This window comes from Micromonospora fulviviridis, from assembly GCF_014648395.1.
Taxonomy (GTDB): Bacteria; Actinomycetota; Actinomycetes; order Mycobacteriales; family Micromonosporaceae; genus Micromonospora; species Micromonospora fulviviridis.
This window is the reverse complement of record NZ_BMRA01000007.1, coordinates 113,165-127,961: the sequence shown is the minus strand read 5'-3', so window position 1 is coordinate 127,961 and position 14,797 is coordinate 113,165. Positions and strand designations below refer to the sequence as shown.

The window sequence follows — 14,797 nt, the reverse complement described above, 5'->3', positions numbered from 1 at the left end:
CTCACCGGCCGCGACCGGTCTCCGCCTGGAGCTCGTCGATCCGGCGGGACGCCTCGGCCTTGGTCAGCCCCTCCGGCACCTCCTCGCCCGCCTCGCGGGCCAGGGTGTGCAGGTACGACTCCTGCGCGGCGGTCGGCGGCTCGTCGCCGGTGACCCAGTCCTCCGGGTCCTTGACAGCGGCGTCCGGGTTGACGGGGTCCTTGCTGCCGTTGCTGCGGTCGGCCATGGTGATCACCTCTCCTCGAACAGGTGTACCACTACCCCCGTCCCAGGGTCTTCATGCCGGCCGCCGCCTACGATCATCCGCGTGACTGCGGACCGGGCGGGTGTGGTGGTGGTCGGCGCGGGTATCGCCGGAGTGGCATGCGCCGCCGAGCTGGCGCGGGCCGGCATCCCCGTGGAGGTCCGGGAGCGGGCCCGGGTGACCGGCGGGCGGATGGCCAGCAGGCGCTTCGAGGGCCGCCCCGCCGACCTGGGCGCCGCCTACTTCACCGTCGACGACCCCGACTTCGCCGCCGTGGTCGACCGGTGGCGCGCCGCCGGCCTGGCCCGGGAGTGGACCGACACGCTGGTCTCCTACGGGCCGCGGGGGCGCGAGGAGGTGGCCGGGCCGATGCGCTGGGCCGCCCCGCACGGGCTCCGCTCGCTGGTGGAGCACCTGGCCGGGGACCTGCCGGTGGCGCACAACCGGCTGGTCATGATGGTCGAGCCGGGGCCGCGGGTGGACGGGCGGACCGCCGAGGCGGTGGTGCTGGCCATGCCGGGCCCGCAGGCCGCCCTCCTGCTCGACCCCGCGCTGGCGGCGGCCACCCGCGCCGTGGCGGCCCAGCGCTGGTCCTCGGCGCTGGCCGCGGTGCTGCGCTTCCCGGCCCGCCGCTGGCCGGACTTCCGCGGCGCGTTCGTCAACGGGCACCCGGTGCTGAGCCTGGTCTGCGACGACGGCGACCGGCGCGGCGACGGCGCCCCGGTGCTGGTCGCGCACACCACCCCCGAGTTCGCCGCCGGGCACCTGCTCCAGCCCACCGCCGCCGGCCCGGCCATCGAGCAGGCCGTCCGTGACCTGTTCGCCCTGCCCGAGCCCGCGGAGCTGACCCACGTGCACCGCTGGACGTACGCCAAGCCCGCCGCCGGTGGCGAGGGCGCCTACCACCTCGACGACGACGGGATCGGCCTGGCCGGCGACGCGTTCGGGCGGCCCCGGGTGCAGGGCGCCTGGCGCTCCGGGCGGGACCTGGGGCGGGCCCTGGCCGCCCGGCTGCTCGCGCACCGTGGCTGACCGGTGCCACTGCGCGCAGGCGGCTCGTCACCCACGGGTATCCTTCGTCGCGGAGGTGTACGCGCAGTGAACGGCGCCGGCGGTCGGCCGGGAGACGGCGCGACCGGGCTCGACCGGTCACCGTTCCCGGACGATGGGCTGCGCCACGACGCCCTGCTCTACGCCCACGACCGCGACTACCTCGCCGCCGTCGGCGACTTCGTGGAGGCCGGGCGGGCCGCCGGCGAGCCGGTGCTGGTAGCCGTGCCCACCCACCGGCTGCCCCTGGTGCGGCCGCTGCTCGACCCGCTCGACGGGGTCGAGCTGACCGACATGGCGGTGATCGGGCGCAACCCGGCCGCCATCGTCGCCACCACGCTGCGTAGCTTCGTCCACCGGTTCCCCGGCCGCCGCGTCCGCGTCGTCGGGGAGTCGCTCTGGCCCGGGCGGCCGCCGGCCGCGTACCGGCACTGTGTCGAGCACGAAGCGATCATCAACCTCGGCCTCGCCGACCAGCCGCTCACCGCGCGCTGCCTGTTCGACCGGTCCCGGCTGCCGGCCGAGGCGCTGGCCGACGTCGCCCGAACCCACCCCTTCCTGGTCAGCGGGGGAGTGGCCCGGCCCAGCGTCGGCTACCGGCCGCCCCGGACGGTGCTGCGCCGGCTGGCCCGCCCGCTGCCCCCGCCGCCCGGCGGCGCGCTCACCGAGCCGGTGCGGCCGGACGGCCTCGGGGCGCTGCGCGCGGCGGTCGCCGCCGTCGCCGAGGCCGCCGGACTCGCCGCGGAGCGCGTCGACGACCTGCGGATCGCCGTCACGGAGCTGGCCTCCAACGCCCTCAGCCACGGCACCGGACCGGCCGTCGCGCGGTGCTGGGCCGCCGCCGGCGAACTGGTCTGCGAGGTCAGCGGCCCGGGCGAGCTGGCCGACCCGCTGGCCGGCCGGATCCCGCTGCCGGTGGGCAGCGTGCGCGGCCGAGGGCTGCTGCTGGTGCACCGGCTCTGCGACCTGGTGGACGTGCACGTCGCCGCCGGGATGACCACCGTGCGGCTGCGCCTGGAGCTGCCGGCCGCCCGGGTGCCCGCGCCGCGGTCAGCCCCGGACGCCGCCCAGGGCGGGTTCGTCCGCCCGGCCCCGCTCTGAGGCGTCCCGGGTCCGCTCGCCCGCCCGGTCCAGCAACTGCATGACCGGGGTGGCGGCGATCCCGTGCACCACCACCGAGACCATCACCACCAGGCCGACCGTGGCCCAGAGCAGCTCGGCCTGCGGGAAGTCCGTCTTGCTGGTGGCGTACGCCAGGTAGTAGAACGAGCCGACGCCGCGGATGCCGAACAGCGAGATCACCCAGTGCTCGGCCGGGCGGCCCGGCGCGCCGCGCAGCGACAGCCAGCCGGCCAGCGGCCGGACCACGAAGACCAGGGCCAGCCCGACCAGGGCCGCCGGCCAGGTCAGCGGGGCCAGCATGCCGCCGATCACCGCACCGCCGAGGAGCAGCAGCAACAACACGGTGAGCAGCCGCTCGACCTGCTCGGCGAAGTCGTGCAGCACGGAGTGGAACTCGTGGGTGCGCTCCGCGGCCCGGATCGCCCGGGCGGCCACGAACACGGCCAGGAAGCCGTACCCGCCGACCACCTCGACCAGCCCGTACGCCAGGAAGGTCGCGGCGAGGGCCAGGAAGCCCTCGGCGTGCCGGGCCAGCCGCAGCTCGCTCGGCGCCCGGAAGAAGAGCTTGCCGAGCAGCCAGCCGACCAGCAGCCCGCCGCCCACCCCGACGGCCAGCTTGTAGAGCACGTCGACGGCGAGCCAGTGGGCCAGCCAGTCCGCCGGGGCGAGGCTGGTGGTGGCGATCGCGATGGCCGCGTACACGAAGGGGAAGGCCAGGCCGTCGTTCAGCCCGGCCTCCGAGGTGAGCGCGAAGCGCACCTCGTCCTCCGAGTCCTCCACGTCGGTCGGCTCGCCCACCTGCACGTCGGCGGCGAGCACCGGGTCGGTCGGGGCGAGCGCGGCGCCCAGCAGCAGCGCCGCGGCCGGCACCAGGCCGGCCCACCACCAGCCGAGCAGCGCCACCGCGGCGATGCACAGCGGCATGGCGACGGCCAGCAACCGCCAGGTCGACGACCAGCGGGCCCAGCTCAACGGCCGGTCGATCTTGAGGCCGGCGCCCATCAGCGCGACGATCACGCCGACCTCGGTGAGATGGGTGGTCAGCTCCGGCCAGCGCAGCGGGTCCGGGGTCGGCAGCCCGGTGGGCAGCAGAAAGACCAGCATGCCGAGGCCGAGGAACGCGATCGGCATCGACAGCGGCCGGCGTTCCAGCACCCGGGGCAGGATCCCCGCCAGCAGGGCACCGACGCCCAGCAGGGCGAACGCGACATCGACCGGTTCCACGGCACCACCCTTCCGCCGCCCGCGGCGCGGGCAGGTGGTCACCTGTGCCCCGTGGAGGAGCCGGCTATGCCTCGGTGTCCGTCTTCTCCCCCGTGGGACCGGTCACCGTGTCGCCGGCCCGGCGCGGTGCGCGAACCGACCTCGTCGGATCGGTGAGCGCGGCGATCGCGCTGTCGGCGAGGCCGTCCAGCAGCGCGGCCGGGTCGTCGTAGACCGCCACCGCGCCCGAGCCCGCCAGCTCGCCCCGGCTGGTGCCGCCGCAGGTGAGGCCGATGCAGGGAACGTCCAGCTTGCCGGCGGCCGCCACGTCCCAGACCGAGTCGCCGACGAACACCACCCGCTCGGCGGCCAGCCCCGACTGGGCCAGCGCCGCCTCCAGGATGTCCGGCGCCGGCTTGCTCTCCGCCGCGTCCGCCGACGAGGTCACCGTGTCGATCACGTCGTCCGCGTCGAGGGCGGCCCGCAGGGCGGCCACCTCGTGCTCGGCCGCCGAGGTCGCCAGCACCACCCGCAGCCCCCGGGCGGCGCAGGCGCGCAGCAGGTCCACGGCCCGGGGCAGCGGCGCCAGCCGCTCCCAGTACTCGGCGTACAGCGCGTCGTGCGTGTCGCGCAGCTTGCCGTCCGCGTCCCGGTCCCGCTCCGCGCCGAGGAGGTGGTCGAGGAGCTTGTCCGAACCCATCCCGATGGCCCGGTGGATCCGCGCCATGGGCACCCGGTGGTCACCCTGGCGGAGCGCCTCCCACCAGCTCACCGTGTGCAGGTAGGTCGTGTCGACCAGGGTGCCGTCCACGTCGAAGAGGACGCCGCAGCGGTTGTCGTCAGGCATGGCTCCCCTTCTACCCGCCCGGGTCCGCGCCGACGCGCGACTCACCCGGCGGGGATGAGGATTTCGAACCAGACCGTCGAGCCGCGCACCGTGGGGTCGGTGCCCCAGGCGTCGCTCAGCTCCTCGATCAGCCCCAGCCCGCGCCCGCGGCTGCTCAGCGTGTCGGTCTGCGCCCGGGTGACCTGCCCCCGGGTGCCGGAGTCGGCGACCGAGACCAGCAGCCGCTCCGCGCTCAGGTCGATCTCCACCCGGGCGGCGGTGCCGGCGTGCAGCAGGGCGTTGGTGGTCAGCTCGCTGGTGCAGAGCACCGCCGCGCCGACCACCGCCTCGGGCACCTGCCAGTCGGTGAGCTGGGCGGTCAGCCAGTGCCGGACCCGGCTCGGCGCGGTCGGCTCGGCCGGCACCTCCATGCTGGCCGACCGGCTCGGCTTGACCGCGTGCTCGACGGCCAGCACGGCCACGTCGTCCTCGGTGGCGCCCGGCACGGCGGCGCTCGCCACCGCGCAGAGCGCCCGCGGGTCGCCGCTGCTCGCGGCGGTCACCGCCGCGCCCAGGCCCGCCAGCCCGGCGCCCAGGTCCTGCCAGCGCCGCTCCACCACCCCGTCGCTGAACAGCAGCAGGGTGTCGCCGGGGCGGAACGGCACGGTGACCGTCCGCGGGCGGCAGCCCAGGCCCAGCGGCGGCGCGGGCGGCACCTCGACGTACTCGGCGACCGGCTCGCCCTCGGCCGGGCAGCGCCGGATCAGCGGCGCGGGATGGCCGGCGCTGGCCAGGGTGATCCGCTCCCGGTCGGCCTCGATCACCCCGAACACCACGGTCACGAAGAGCTCGTGGGTGCCGCCCTCGGTGCCCAGGCTGCCCACCAGCCGGTCCAGGCCGCCGAGCACCGCGTCCGGCCGGGGGTCGGAGAGGGCCAGCGCGCGCAGCGCGGCGCGTACCTGGCCCATCCGGGCGGCGGCCTGCACGTCGTGCCCGGCCACGTCGCCGAGCACCACGCCGAGCGCGCCGGTGGGCAGCACGAACGCGTCGTAGAAGTCGCCGCCGGCGGCGTTGCCGTCGACGCCGGGGTCGTAGCGGGCGGCGATCCGCAGCCGGGGCAGGTCGGGCAGCCGCTCCGGGAGCATGCTGCGTTGCAGCAGCTGGGCGGTGCCGTGCTGGGTCTCGAAGCGGCGTGCCCGCTCGGCGGCCTGGCCGACCAGCTCCGCCGAGGCGGCGAGCAGCGCGCGTTCCGCGGGCGACCAGGGGTGCGCGGCCTGGTAGCCGACGGTCAGCGCGCCCCGGATCACCGACGAGCGCAGCGGGAGCGAGGCGAGCGCCCGGATCTTCTGGTCGTGCCGGTCCGCCGCGGTGTCCCGCAGCGGCTGGCCGTCGGCGACGAAGGACGGCACGCCGCTGCGCGCGGTCACCACGATCGGGATCGCCGAGTCGGCGGGCATCCGCCGCCACAGCGGGGGCAGTCGCTCGTCGGCCTCGTCCAGCAGTTCGCCCCGGACCCGGCGGACCATCCGCCAGGCGGAGCCCTCGTCGACCACGAACGAGACCCGGTCGGCGTCGAAGGAGTGCAGGCAGTACCGCAGCGTGACCCGGGCGACGTCGTCCAGGGTGAGGGTGCCGGAGAGCGCGGCCGCGAAGTCGCTGAGGCTCTGCAACTGCTGGGTGACCTGGGTGGTCTGGGCGGCCACGGAGAGCACACCGATGATCTCGCCGGTGGAGTCGCGGACGGGGGAGTAGCCGCGGGTGAACACCGCCGGCTCGGTGGGACCGGCCCCGTGCCGGTCGACCGGCAGCACCGCCTCCCGCTCCAGGTAGGGCTCGCCCCGCCGGTAGACCCGGGTGACCACCTCGCCGGCCGTGGGGTCGTGCCAGAGGTCGGCGAACACCTCGGCCGCCGGCCGGCCGAGCGCGGCCGGGTGCCGTTCGCCGATCAGCTCCGCGTACCCGTCGTTGTAGAGCAGGACCAGGTCCTCGCCGTAGAGCAGGGCCATCGGCACCGGCGAGGCCAGCACCAGGTCGACCACGGCGCGGACCGCAGGGTCCCAGTTGTCGGGCGCGCCGAGCGCCGTGTCCGCCCACGGGTGGGCCAGGACGGCGGCGGCCGCGGACCCGGTGGCGTCCGGTCCGGCGGGCGCCCCCGGGGTGGGGGCTGATGGCGAGGGGACCCGCCCGACGGTGCCTGGCATGACCGCAGCCTAACCGGAGCCTGGCGGTCAGGTTTCGATCACGCGCGCGCGTCGGCCGGCGGGCGGGTTGGAAGCGGGTGTTAGGGCAGGTCAGGGTCGGTTCCGCCGGGCATGTCGGGAAATTGCCCCGGGTCGGCTCGGCGTGCTGCCGAAACCACCGGGTATGCGGGCGACGCAGTTCACGCGACAGGAGGGACAACATGCCGAAAACCCTCGCGGTCGGGCAGGCCGACATCGGTGACGCCCTGACCGATTTCTGGAGGTCGGTGCTGCTCTTCATCCCGAGGGCCATCGCGTTCATCGCGATCCTCGTGGTGGGTTGGCTCATCGCCCGAGCCGTCCTCAAAATCGTGGACGCGGCACTGGAACGGGTGGGGTTCGACCGCGCCGTCGAACGTGGCGGCGTCAAACGCGCGCTCGAACGCACGAGGTACGACGCCAGCGACATCCTGGCCAAGTTGGCCTACTACGCGGTCCTGCTGTTCACCCTGCAGTTCGCCTTCGGGGTGTGGGGACCCAACGCGATCAGTGACCTGATCCGGGGGGTCGTCTCCTGGCTGCCGCGGGCCTTCGTGGCGATCGTCATCGTGGTCATCGCCGCGGCCATCGCCAACGCGGTGAAGGACCTGGTCTCGGGCGCGCTCGGCGGGCTCTCGTACGGACGCGTGCTGGCCGACCTGACGGCGGTCTTCATCCTGGCGCTCGGCGTGATCGCCGCGCTGAACCAGGTGGGCATCGCCACCACGGTCACCACGCCGGTGCTCATCGCGTTCCTCGGCACGATCGCCGGCATCCTGGTGGTCGGCGTCGGCGGTGGTCTCATCAAGCCGATGCAGAACCGCTGGGAGGGGTGGCTCAACCGGGCCGCCGAGGAGTCCCGGGCGTTCAAGGAGCAGCGCCAGGCGCAGGGCGCCGGTCGCAGCGACTACGAGCGGCAGATGGCCGACCGGGGCGGCCAGCCCAGCCCAGCCATGCCGCAGTCGTCGATGTCCGGCGCGCAGGAGACCCAGCAGTTCCGCCGGCCGAACGGCTGAGGAGGAACGGGGCGACGAGGGTGTCCGCGGGGCGATCGCGGGCACCCTCCGCCGTGTGTCAGGCCAGGTCGCGCGGGTCCAGCGCGCGGGTCAGCAGGCAGACCGCGAGCAGGCGGGTGAGCAGCCAGTCCGGCTCCGACCAGTCGATCGGCTCGACCGGCGGCTGCCAGCCGTGCTCCCGCGCCGCGTCGCGCACCCCCTCGGCGTACCCGGCGAGCGCCGCCACGGTCAGCGGGCGGCGGTCGCCGTGCAGGCTGTCGCGGATGGCGGCGGCGTGCTGGTCGACCGCGGCGAGCAGGCCGGGGTTGGCGGCGGCCGCGGCGAGACCGGCGGTGCCCACGACGGCGGTGAGCGTGGTGAGGCTGGACCTCGCGGCCACCGCCGCGGAACGGGTCGCCACCCGGTTGTTCGGCACGCGCATGGTGACCGAGGCTAGCCGCGCCGGGACCGGGGCGACCTCGGCCGACCGGCCGATGCCCGGGTCGTCCGGCCGATGCCGGGCCCCCGCCCACGGGGATTGAGCCGCGCGTCCGGGGGCAGAAGGGAAACCGCGCAGACCACGCAGCCGACCCCGCGGAGGAACGGAATGGGACAGCATGCGGACGGACCGGACCGGGCACACCGCCGGCCGGCCGGCGTGAGTGACGCCACGGTCGAGGCCCTGGGCAAGCTCAGCGAGGCGCTGGAGTGCGTCGAGCGGGCACGCGGGCACCTCTACTCGCTGCACCAGCTGATCGGCCACGCCGACCTGATGCTCGACGACGCCGTGGCGCTGTTCCGCTCCGCCGGGCACCCGCAGCTCGCCGACCGGATCGAGGCGGACCTGCTCGGCCGCAACGTCATCGCGGGCCGCTGGACCTTCCAGATCGTCGAGGACTTCGACGACGGCTACTACGCGCTCTTCCGGGAGCTGGACCGGCGGGCCCGCGACGAGCTGGTGGACGGCCGGCGGCACCTCTACGAGGCGGAGATGAAGGAACGCCGCCGCAGCCCGGGTCGGCCGGGGCACGAGGCGCGCCCGGCCGAGGGCTGATCAGTCCGAGGAGCGGGCCTGGGCCGGCTGGCGGCGTACGCCGTCGTCGGCGATGATCACGGTCGCCACCATGAGCGCCACCACGAGGCTGAACAGCCAGGAGCTGTCGTCGACAAGCTTGGCGGCGACGGGCGCCTGGATCGCGGCGAGCAGGAAGCCGAGCCACGCCAGGCGACGCTGACGCTGGGAGAGGAAACCGGAGCCCTGTTGCATCCCGAAAGTCTTGCGCGGGACAGGGGCATCGCCGTCAGCCGTTCGGCCGATTCTGGATGGGCTGTCCGTTTTCCCGGCCGTCCGTATCGCACTTTTTGTCGTTTCGGCTGAGCGCCCCCTCCGCCGGCGGGCCGCCCGCCCGGCCGGCCCCGGCGCGGGCTGGGCAAGATGGGTCCTCGTGTCCCGCGCCCCCGCTCCGCCCCGCCCCGCCCTGCTGCTCCTGGCCTACCTCGCCTTCGTCAGCCTCGGCCTGCCCGACGGCCTCATCGGGGTCGGCTGGCCCTCCATCCGGCGGGACCTGGACGTGCCGACCGAGGCGGTCGGGGTGGTGCTCACCGCGGGCACGGTGGCCTACCTGACCTCCAGCGTGCTCGCCGGGTTCACCCTGGCCCGGCTCGGCGTCGGCTGGCTGCTCGCCGGCAGCACCCTGCTGGCCGGCGTCGCCCTGACCGGCTACGCGTCCACCCCCGCGCTCGCCGTCATGGTGGGCTTCGCGCTGGTGCTCGGTCTCGGCTCCGGGGCGATCGACGCGGGGCTCAACGCGTACGCGGCCGGCGCCTTCGGCCCCCGGCACATGAACTGGATGCACGCGTTCTTCGGGCTCGGCGTGGCGATCGGCCCGCTCATCATGACCGCGGTGCTCGGCGCGGGCCTGAGCTGGCGCTGGGGGTACGCCGTGGTGGCCGCCGCCCAGCTCGCCCTGGCCACCGCGTTCGCGCTCACGGTGCGGCTCTGGCACGGCGGCGCGCCGGCCGCGACCCGGCCGCCGGACCCGATCGCCCCGCAGGTGGTGCCCGGCGAGCCCGCCGAGGCCGCGCCGGCCGCGCGCCGCAGCTCCATCGGCGCGACGCTGCGGCTGCCGGCCGTCTGGCTCGGCGGGGCCGCGTTCGCCGTCTACGTGGCCATCGAGGTGTCCACCGGGCTGTGGGCGTTCCTGCTGCTCACCGAGGGGCGAGGGCTCGCCGCCGCGGTCGCCGGGCTCTGCGTCTCCGGCTACTGGGGCAGCCTGTTCGTGGGGCGGGTGGTGCAGGGGGTCGTGGCGGAGCGGCTGGGCACGGCCCGGGTGCTGCGCGGCAGCCTGCTCGGCATGGCGGGGGGAGCGGTGCTGATCGCGCTGCCCGCGCCGGGCTGGGTGACCGTCGCCGGCCTGCTGGTGGTGGGCTTCGCAGCGGCGCCGGTCTTCCCGCTGCTCACCCTGACCACCGCCGAACGGGTGGGCCGCGACCACGCGGACCGGACCATCGGCCTCCAGATCGGCGCGGCCGGCCTGGGCGCCGCCCTGGTGCCGGCGGCGGTCGGGGTGCTGCTGGCCCGGGTCTCGGTGGCCGCGCTCGGCCCGACGCTGGTCGTGCTCGCCGTCTCGCTCATCGCCCTGCACGCCGTCGGCGCCCGCCGCGCCCGCCCGGCGTCCTGACCGACGTCCGTACCCAGGGCCGCCTCCCCAAGGGCCCGGGGGAGGGCTCACTAGTTGTCCGGGCCGGTCCGGCCGGTGGTCGACGGCCGGTACGCCCGGTCCGCGTCGGTCATCTCCCGCCGCTCGGCCTCCGGGCCGGCGCCCCGGTCCACCGCCTCCGGCCCGTGGCCGAACGCGGCCTCCTCGCCGGCGTCGTTGCCGGTGACGTCGTCGGCCTGCCCGTCGAGGGTCGACCGGGCGATCGCCCGGTCCAGCTCGTGCAGGGGAGTGCGTTCCTCGTCGCGCCACACGTGGCTGTCGTTGTCGGTCATTCCCCTGCGGTACCCGGCCCGCATGATCGCAAACGGCCCCGGACGCGGCGATGGCCGCCGGAGCACCGGCGGCCATCGGGGTTCGCGTACCGGGGGACGTCAGGGGGTCGGCCGGTCGACCTTGCCGCGCCAGGCGCCGGTCTCCTGACCGCGCCGCTCGATGAACTGCTTGAACCGCGCCAGGTCGCCCTTGGCCCGGCGGTCCACCACGCCCAGCTTGTCGCCGGCCTGCTCGACCACGCCGTGCGGCTCGAACTCCATCTGCAGGGTGACCCGGGTGTTCCCCTCGTCCAGGCGGTGGAAGGTCACCACACCGGCCTGCTGGGTGCCCCCGGTGGAGCGCCAGGCAACCCGCTCGTCCGGCAACTGTTCGGTGATCTCGGCGTCGAACTCGCGCTTCACGCCGGCGATCTCCACCGTCCAGTGGGTCATCGTGTCGGAGAGCTGCCGGACCTCCTGGACACCCTCCATGAAGTGCGGAAACTCCTCGAACTGCGTCCACTGGTCGTATGCCGTGCGGATCGGGACGGACACGTCCACGTGTTCCATAACGCCGCTCATGTCAGTCTTCCTCCTGTCCCGCCGGTGCTGTGCACGGACCGTGGGCCGGTCCGCTCACCAGCGCGTCGTCTCGTTCTTGTGCCCGAGCGCGGCCCACACCTCGGAAACCGTCTGGTAGCGAGTGCCCTCAGGCAGTCCTTCCAGGGCGGCGATGATGTCGGCGGGCGCCTGGTTCTCCCGGGCGTTGGCCACCAGCGTGTCGCGGTCGCCGGGCAGGGCGGTCATGGTGATGAACCGGCCGAGCCGACTGCGCGCCTCGACGTCGTCCATGCTCATTCCCTGCGGGTTGCCGCCGCGGCTCGCGCCGGCCGTCATGGTCTTCGGCTCCGGCTGGTCCTCGCCCGCCGGCTCCGGCTGGCGGGACTCGTCGACGCGCGAGCCACCGGCTCCCGGCCCCTGGACCAGGCCGCTGACATCCTGGGCCATGTTGTCGTCAACCCTGGGCGAGTGCTTGCTGCTGACTCGTTCCATGCCGACAGACATGCCCGAGGGGGCCGCCGGTAAACCGACGCCGGCCGGCCGATCCGGTCATCCACCCCCGAACCCGGCGAAGCCGGTCAGGAATCCGGGGTCGCGCGCGGCGCCAGCACCGGCTCGTCCGGGTGCTCGACGCCGGCCTGCATCATCCGGCCCCGCTGAAGTTCCGCGTTGACCTGCACGCCCAGCATGAGGGCGCAGTTCGACAGGTACAGCCACACCAGGAAGGCGATGACCGCACCCAGGCTGCCGTAGGTGACGTCGTACGAGCCGAAGTTGGCCACGTAGAGGCCGAAGCCGAAGGAGGCGACCACCCAGGCCAGCAGGGCCAGCGCCCCGCCCGGCGTCAGCCAGCGGAACCGGGGCTGCCGGACGTTCGGGGCGATCCAGAACAGCAGCGACAGCAGGGTCATGGCCACCAGCGCGAGCAGCGGCCACTTCGCCACCGTCCACACCTGGCGGGTCAGGCCGCCGGCGTGCAGGCGGTCGCCCACGAAGTCGGTGACCGGGCCGCTGACGATCAGCCCCACGGCCACCACGGCGAGCAGCACCAGCGACACCCCGGCGAGCCCGATCTGCACCGGCCGCAGCCGGTAGAACGGCCGTCCCTCCTCGACGCCGTAGATCGCGTTGGAGGCCCGGGTGAACGCGCCGATGAACCCGGACGCCGACCAGAGCGCGCCGAGCAGGCCGAAGCTCAGCAGCACCTTCGCCGGGCCCTGCTGCTCCACCACGTTGCGTACCACGGTGACGAACGCGTCGTTGCCGACCACCGAGCCGGCGCCGATCTCCCGGGCCAGGTCGATCACGGTGTCCACCGTGCGCGGCCCGTCGGAGACCAGCCCGACCAGGGCGACCACCACGATCGTCGAGGGGAAGAGCGCCAGCACCCCGTAGTAGGTGAGCGCGGCGGCCCAGTCGGCGCAGTTGTCCTTGACGAAGTTGCGCCCGCTGCGGACCAGCACCCCGCGCCAGGTGGCCCAGCTCAACTGGCGTACCCGGCGGGGGATCCGGGCCCGCTGCCGGCCGCCGGCCGCCGCATCCGTCGTCGCCGCCATGACCGCCTCCTCCACGCACCGGGCGCACCTCCGGCACGTGGCCCCGCCGGTACCCGGTGGGGGAAATCGACAAACCGGGTGCCGGTTTGCGATCCGGGCCGGCGGGAACGGATACAGGATCCACGCAGACGGAGGAGGACGAGATGCCCGGGCGCGAGGTACTGCCCAGCACGCTGCGGCGCTCCCCGGCGAAGGCGCAGCGGACCTGGGAGAAGACGCACGACTCGGCGGTCGAGACGTACGGCGAGGGGGAGCGGGCACACCGTACCGCCTTCGCCGCGGTGAAGCACGAGTTCGAGAAGGTCGGCGACCACTGGGAGCCGAAGGGACGCAAGGGCCCGAGCGACCGGCAGGCGGCCGGCGGCGGCCCGGCCCGGCGGGCCCCCACGGCGGGCGGGGTGGACGCCAACGCCAAGAAGGAGCACCTCATGGAGGTGGCCAAGAAGCTCGACGTGCCCGGCCGGTCCCGGATGACCAAGCCGGAGCTGGTCAAGGCGATCGAGAAGGCGAACAACAACGCCACCCGCCAGGCACGCGGCGGCCGCTGACCGGCCCGCGACGACACGGGAGCCCGGGACCGCGCAGGTCCCGGGCTCCCGTCGTGCCGCTCACCAGTGGCCGCCGCCCGGGGCCTCGATGTGCACCGCCTTCACCGCGCTGAACTCGTCGAGCAGCTCCGGGCCGTACCCGAAGCCCTGGCCGCTGCCGCGGCGCGGCTGCGCGGCGCCGCCCGGCGCGCCCCCGAACACCGCGTTGACCTTGACGGTGCCCACCGGCAGTTCCCGCCAGGCCCGGTGGGCGTGGCTCATCGAGCCGGTCAGCACCGTGGCGGCCAGCCCGTACGGGGAGTCAGCCGCGCAACGCAGGCCCTCGCTGAACGAGTCGACCACGACCACCGGGGCGACCGGGCCGAAGGTCTCCTCGCGGACCAGCACCATCTCGTGCCGGCAGTCGCTGACCACCGTCGCCGGGTAGAACGCGCCCGGCCCGTCCGGCACGGCGCCGCCGGTGCGCACCCGCGCTCCCTCGGCCACCGCCGCGGTGACCTGCCCGTGCACGTGGTCCCGGTGCCGCCGGTCGACCAGCGGCCCGAGCTGGGTCCCCGGGTTCCGGCCGGGGCCCACGGTGAGCGCCTCGGCCCGCTCCACCAGCGCGTCGACGAAGTCCTCGGCCACGTCCCGGTGCACGTAGATCCGCTCCACCGCGACGCAGATCTGCCCGGCGTTGGCGAAGCAGCCCAGCGCTGCCTGTTCGGCCGCCCAGACCGGATCGACGTCCGCGTCCACCACGAGGGGGTCGCTGCCGCCGTTCTCCAGCAGCACCTTCGCGCCGGTGCGGGCGCCGGCGGCGGCGATGGCCCGGCCCGTGGCGGTGGAGCCGACGTGCGCCACCACGTCCACGTCCTGGCCGGCCAGCGCCGCGCCCACCTCGGCGCCACCGGTGAGCAGCGACAGCACGCCGGCCGGCAGCGCCTGGTCCAGGGCCCGGGCCAGCAGCCAGCCGGTCGCCGGGGTGCGCTCGCTCGGCTTGTACAGCACCACGTTGCCGGTGACCAGGGCCGCGCCGAGCAGGCCGCAGGAGACCGCCACCGGGTCGTTCCAAGGGGTGATCGCGGCGACCACGCCGCGCGGTTCGGGGGCCATGAAGTCCAGGGCGGACGGGGCGCCATGCAGGGTCCGCCCGCCCCGCACCGGGCCGAGTTCGGCGTACTGTCGCAGCGTGCCGATGCCCGCCGCCACGCCACCGCGCGCGTCGTCCAGCGGCTTGCCCATCTCCGCCGTGGTGGTGTGCGCCAACTCGTCGGCGGCGGCCTCGATCGCGTCCGCCGCGCGGTGCAGCGCCGCCGCCCGTTCCGCCGGGGCCGTCGCCGCCCACTCCGCCGCCGCGCCCCGGGCGGCCTCGACCGCCTTGGCCACCTCGTCCGCCGTCGCCACCGGCACGGTGGTCACCGGGGAGCCGTCGGCCGGATCGTGTACGACCAGCTCGCCCCCCGTGCCACCGGCACCCCAGACTCCACCTATGAGCTGCGCAACCGTGTACATGCGGCAGT

The 14,797-nt window shown here is 75.2% G+C and carries 17 protein-coding genes; 6 read left to right on the top strand and 11 right to left on the bottom strand.

Annotation, left to right across the window (positions count from 1 at the left end; genetic code table 11):
• Window position 1: 1 nt before the first annotated feature.
• Entirely contained in the window at window positions 2–226 is a 225-nt protein-coding gene (locus IEY96_RS19880; protein ID WP_189196313.1) for a DUF3072 domain-containing protein, read from the bottom strand.
• A 102-nt stretch (window positions 227–328) separates the two neighbouring features.
• Between IEY96_RS19880 and IEY96_RS19875 the strand changes: the two genes are divergently transcribed.
• Both IEY96_RS19875 and IEY96_RS19870 read left to right on the top strand, forming a co-directional pair.
• Window positions 329–1,276, top strand: coding sequence for an NAD(P)/FAD-dependent oxidoreductase (locus IEY96_RS19875; protein WP_189196538.1), 948 nt, complete (start codon window positions 329–331; stop codon window positions 1,274–1,276).
• A 66-nt stretch (window positions 1,277–1,342) separates the two neighbouring features.
• Entirely contained in the window at window positions 1,343–2,395 is a 1,053-nt protein-coding gene (locus IEY96_RS19870; RefSeq protein WP_189196312.1) for an anti-sigma factor RsbA family regulatory protein, read from the top strand.
• Here the strand turns inward: IEY96_RS19870 and IEY96_RS19865 are convergent.
• The 3 genes from IEY96_RS19865 to IEY96_RS19855 all read right to left on the bottom strand — a co-directional run bounded on the left by IEY96_RS19865 (window position 2,345) and on the right by IEY96_RS19855 (window position 6,646).
• Window positions 2,345–3,640 carry a cation:proton antiporter gene (locus tag IEY96_RS19865; RefSeq protein WP_189196311.1) on the bottom strand — a complete coding sequence of 432 codons (1,296 nt, stop codon included), beginning with the start codon at window positions 3,638–3,640 and terminating at the stop codon, window positions 2,345–2,347. The genes IEY96_RS19870 and IEY96_RS19865 overlap by 51 nt on opposite strands.
• A 64-nt stretch (window positions 3,641–3,704) precedes the next feature.
• Window positions 3,705–4,466 (bottom strand): HAD family hydrolase, encoded by a 762-nt coding sequence (locus IEY96_RS19860; protein ID WP_189196310.1) that lies wholly within the window; start codon window positions 4,464–4,466, stop codon window positions 3,705–3,707.
• Window positions 4,467–4,507: 41 nt separating this feature from the next.
• Window positions 4,508–6,646 carry an ATP-binding SpoIIE family protein phosphatase gene (locus tag IEY96_RS19855; protein WP_189196309.1) on the bottom strand — a complete coding sequence of 713 codons (2,139 nt, stop codon included), beginning with the start codon at window positions 6,644–6,646 and terminating at the stop codon, window positions 4,508–4,510.
• 200 nt (window positions 6,647–6,846) lie between these two features.
• Between IEY96_RS19855 and IEY96_RS19850 the strand changes: the two genes are divergently transcribed.
• Window positions 6,847–7,680 (top strand): mechanosensitive ion channel family protein, encoded by an 834-nt coding sequence (locus IEY96_RS19850; RefSeq protein ID WP_189196308.1) that lies wholly within the window; start codon window positions 6,847–6,849, stop codon window positions 7,678–7,680.
• 58 nt (window positions 7,681–7,738) lie between these two features.
• Here IEY96_RS19850 and IEY96_RS19845 read toward each other — a convergent pair whose 3' ends face one another.
• Complete coding sequence (locus IEY96_RS19845) at window positions 7,739–8,101, bottom strand: DUF6401 family natural product biosynthesis protein (RefSeq protein ID WP_189196307.1); 363 nt, start codon at window positions 8,099–8,101, stop codon at window positions 7,739–7,741.
• A 165-nt stretch (window positions 8,102–8,266) separates the two neighbouring features.
• Between IEY96_RS19845 and IEY96_RS19840 the strand changes: the two genes are divergently transcribed.
• Window positions 8,267–8,713, top strand: a complete 447-nt coding sequence (locus IEY96_RS19840; RefSeq protein ID WP_189196306.1) for a hypothetical protein — start codon at window positions 8,267–8,269, stop codon at window positions 8,711–8,713.
• On the opposite strand, the gene IEY96_RS19835 is transcribed toward IEY96_RS19840, so the two are convergent.
• Complete coding sequence (locus IEY96_RS19835; RefSeq protein ID WP_107077446.1) at window positions 8,714–8,926, bottom strand: hypothetical protein; 213 nt, start codon at window positions 8,924–8,926, stop codon at window positions 8,714–8,716. It lies immediately after the preceding gene.
• A gap of 178 nt (window positions 8,927–9,104) precedes the next feature.
• Between IEY96_RS19835 and IEY96_RS19830 the strand changes: the two genes are divergently transcribed.
• Entirely contained in the window at window positions 9,105–10,340 is a 1,236-nt protein-coding gene (locus tag IEY96_RS19830; protein WP_229791726.1) for an MFS transporter, read from the top strand.
• Window positions 10,341–10,390: 50 nt separating this feature from the next.
• Here IEY96_RS19830 and IEY96_RS19825 read toward each other — a convergent pair whose 3' ends face one another.
• The 4 genes from IEY96_RS19825 to IEY96_RS19810 all read right to left on the bottom strand — a co-directional run bounded on the left by IEY96_RS19825 (window position 10,391) and on the right by IEY96_RS19810 (window position 12,747).
• Complete coding sequence (locus IEY96_RS19825; protein WP_189196305.1) at window positions 10,391–10,651, bottom strand: hypothetical protein; 261 nt, start codon at window positions 10,649–10,651, stop codon at window positions 10,391–10,393.
• Window positions 10,652–10,750: 99 nt separating this feature from the next.
• Complete coding sequence (locus IEY96_RS19820; RefSeq protein WP_189196304.1) at window positions 10,751–11,212, bottom strand: SRPBCC family protein; 462 nt, start codon at window positions 11,210–11,212, stop codon at window positions 10,751–10,753.
• Window positions 11,213–11,266: 54 nt separating this feature from the next.
• Window positions 11,267–11,683, bottom strand: coding sequence for a DUF2795 domain-containing protein (locus IEY96_RS19815; protein WP_189196536.1), 417 nt, complete (start codon window positions 11,681–11,683; stop codon window positions 11,267–11,269).
• An 86-nt stretch (window positions 11,684–11,769) separates the two neighbouring features.
• The gene (locus IEY96_RS19810; protein WP_189196303.1) at window positions 11,770–12,747 is read right to left on the bottom strand and encodes a YihY/virulence factor BrkB family protein; all 978 of its coding nucleotides are present in this window, start codon (window positions 12,745–12,747) and stop codon (window positions 11,770–11,772) included.
• Between the two features lie 143 nt (window positions 12,748–12,890).
• Between IEY96_RS19810 and IEY96_RS19805 the strand changes: the two genes are divergently transcribed.
• Window positions 12,891–13,295, top strand: coding sequence for a ChaB family protein (locus IEY96_RS19805; protein WP_189196302.1), 405 nt, complete (start codon window positions 12,891–12,893; stop codon window positions 13,293–13,295).
• Between the two features lie 60 nt (window positions 13,296–13,355).
• Here the strand turns inward: IEY96_RS19805 and IEY96_RS19800 are convergent, their stop codons facing one another.
• Window positions 13,356–14,789, bottom strand: a complete 1,434-nt coding sequence (locus IEY96_RS19800) for an aldehyde dehydrogenase family protein (RefSeq protein ID WP_189196301.1) — start codon at window positions 14,787–14,789, stop codon at window positions 13,356–13,358.
• Between the last annotated feature and the right edge of the window lie 8 nt (window positions 14,790–14,797).

Excerpts from the sequence above, each read along its gene's own strand:
- IEY96_RS19810 (WP_189196303.1), bottom strand. The coding sequence starts at position 12,747 with ATGGCGGCGACGACGGATGCGGCGGCCGGCGGCCGGCAGCGGGCCCGG.
- IEY96_RS19800 (WP_189196301.1), bottom strand. The coding sequence starts at position 14,789 with ATGTACACGGTTGCGCAGCTCATAGGTGGAGTCTGGGGTGCCGGTGGC.
- IEY96_RS19880 (WP_189196313.1), bottom strand. The coding sequence starts at position 226 with ATGGCCGACCGCAGCAACGGCAGCAAGGACCCCGTCAACCCGGACGCC.
- IEY96_RS19835 (WP_107077446.1), bottom strand. The coding sequence starts at position 8,926 with ATGCAACAGGGCTCCGGTTTCCTCTCCCAGCGTCAGCGTCGCCTGGCG.
- IEY96_RS19820 (WP_189196304.1), bottom strand. The coding sequence starts at position 11,212 with ATGAGCGGCGTTATGGAACACGTGGACGTGTCCGTCCCGATCCGCACG.
- IEY96_RS19840 (WP_189196306.1), top strand. The coding sequence starts at position 8,267 with ATGGGACAGCATGCGGACGGACCGGACCGGGCACACCGCCGGCCGGCC.
- IEY96_RS19815 (WP_189196536.1), bottom strand. The coding sequence starts at position 11,683 with ATGGAACGAGTCAGCAGCAAGCACTCGCCCAGGGTTGACGACAACATG.
- IEY96_RS19805 (WP_189196302.1), top strand. The coding sequence starts at position 12,891 with ATGCCCGGGCGCGAGGTACTGCCCAGCACGCTGCGGCGCTCCCCGGCG.
- IEY96_RS19855 (WP_189196309.1), bottom strand. The coding sequence starts at position 6,646 with ATGCCAGGCACCGTCGGGCGGGTCCCCTCGCCATCAGCCCCCACCCCG.
- IEY96_RS19845 (WP_189196307.1), bottom strand. The coding sequence starts at position 8,101 with ATGCGCGTGCCGAACAACCGGGTGGCGACCCGTTCCGCGGCGGTGGCC.
- IEY96_RS19825 (WP_189196305.1), bottom strand. The coding sequence starts at position 10,651 with ATGACCGACAACGACAGCCACGTGTGGCGCGACGAGGAACGCACTCCC.
- IEY96_RS19850 (WP_189196308.1), top strand. The coding sequence starts at position 6,847 with ATGCCGAAAACCCTCGCGGTCGGGCAGGCCGACATCGGTGACGCCCTG.
- IEY96_RS19860 (WP_189196310.1), bottom strand. The coding sequence starts at position 4,466 with ATGCCTGACGACAACCGCTGCGGCGTCCTCTTCGACGTGGACGGCACC.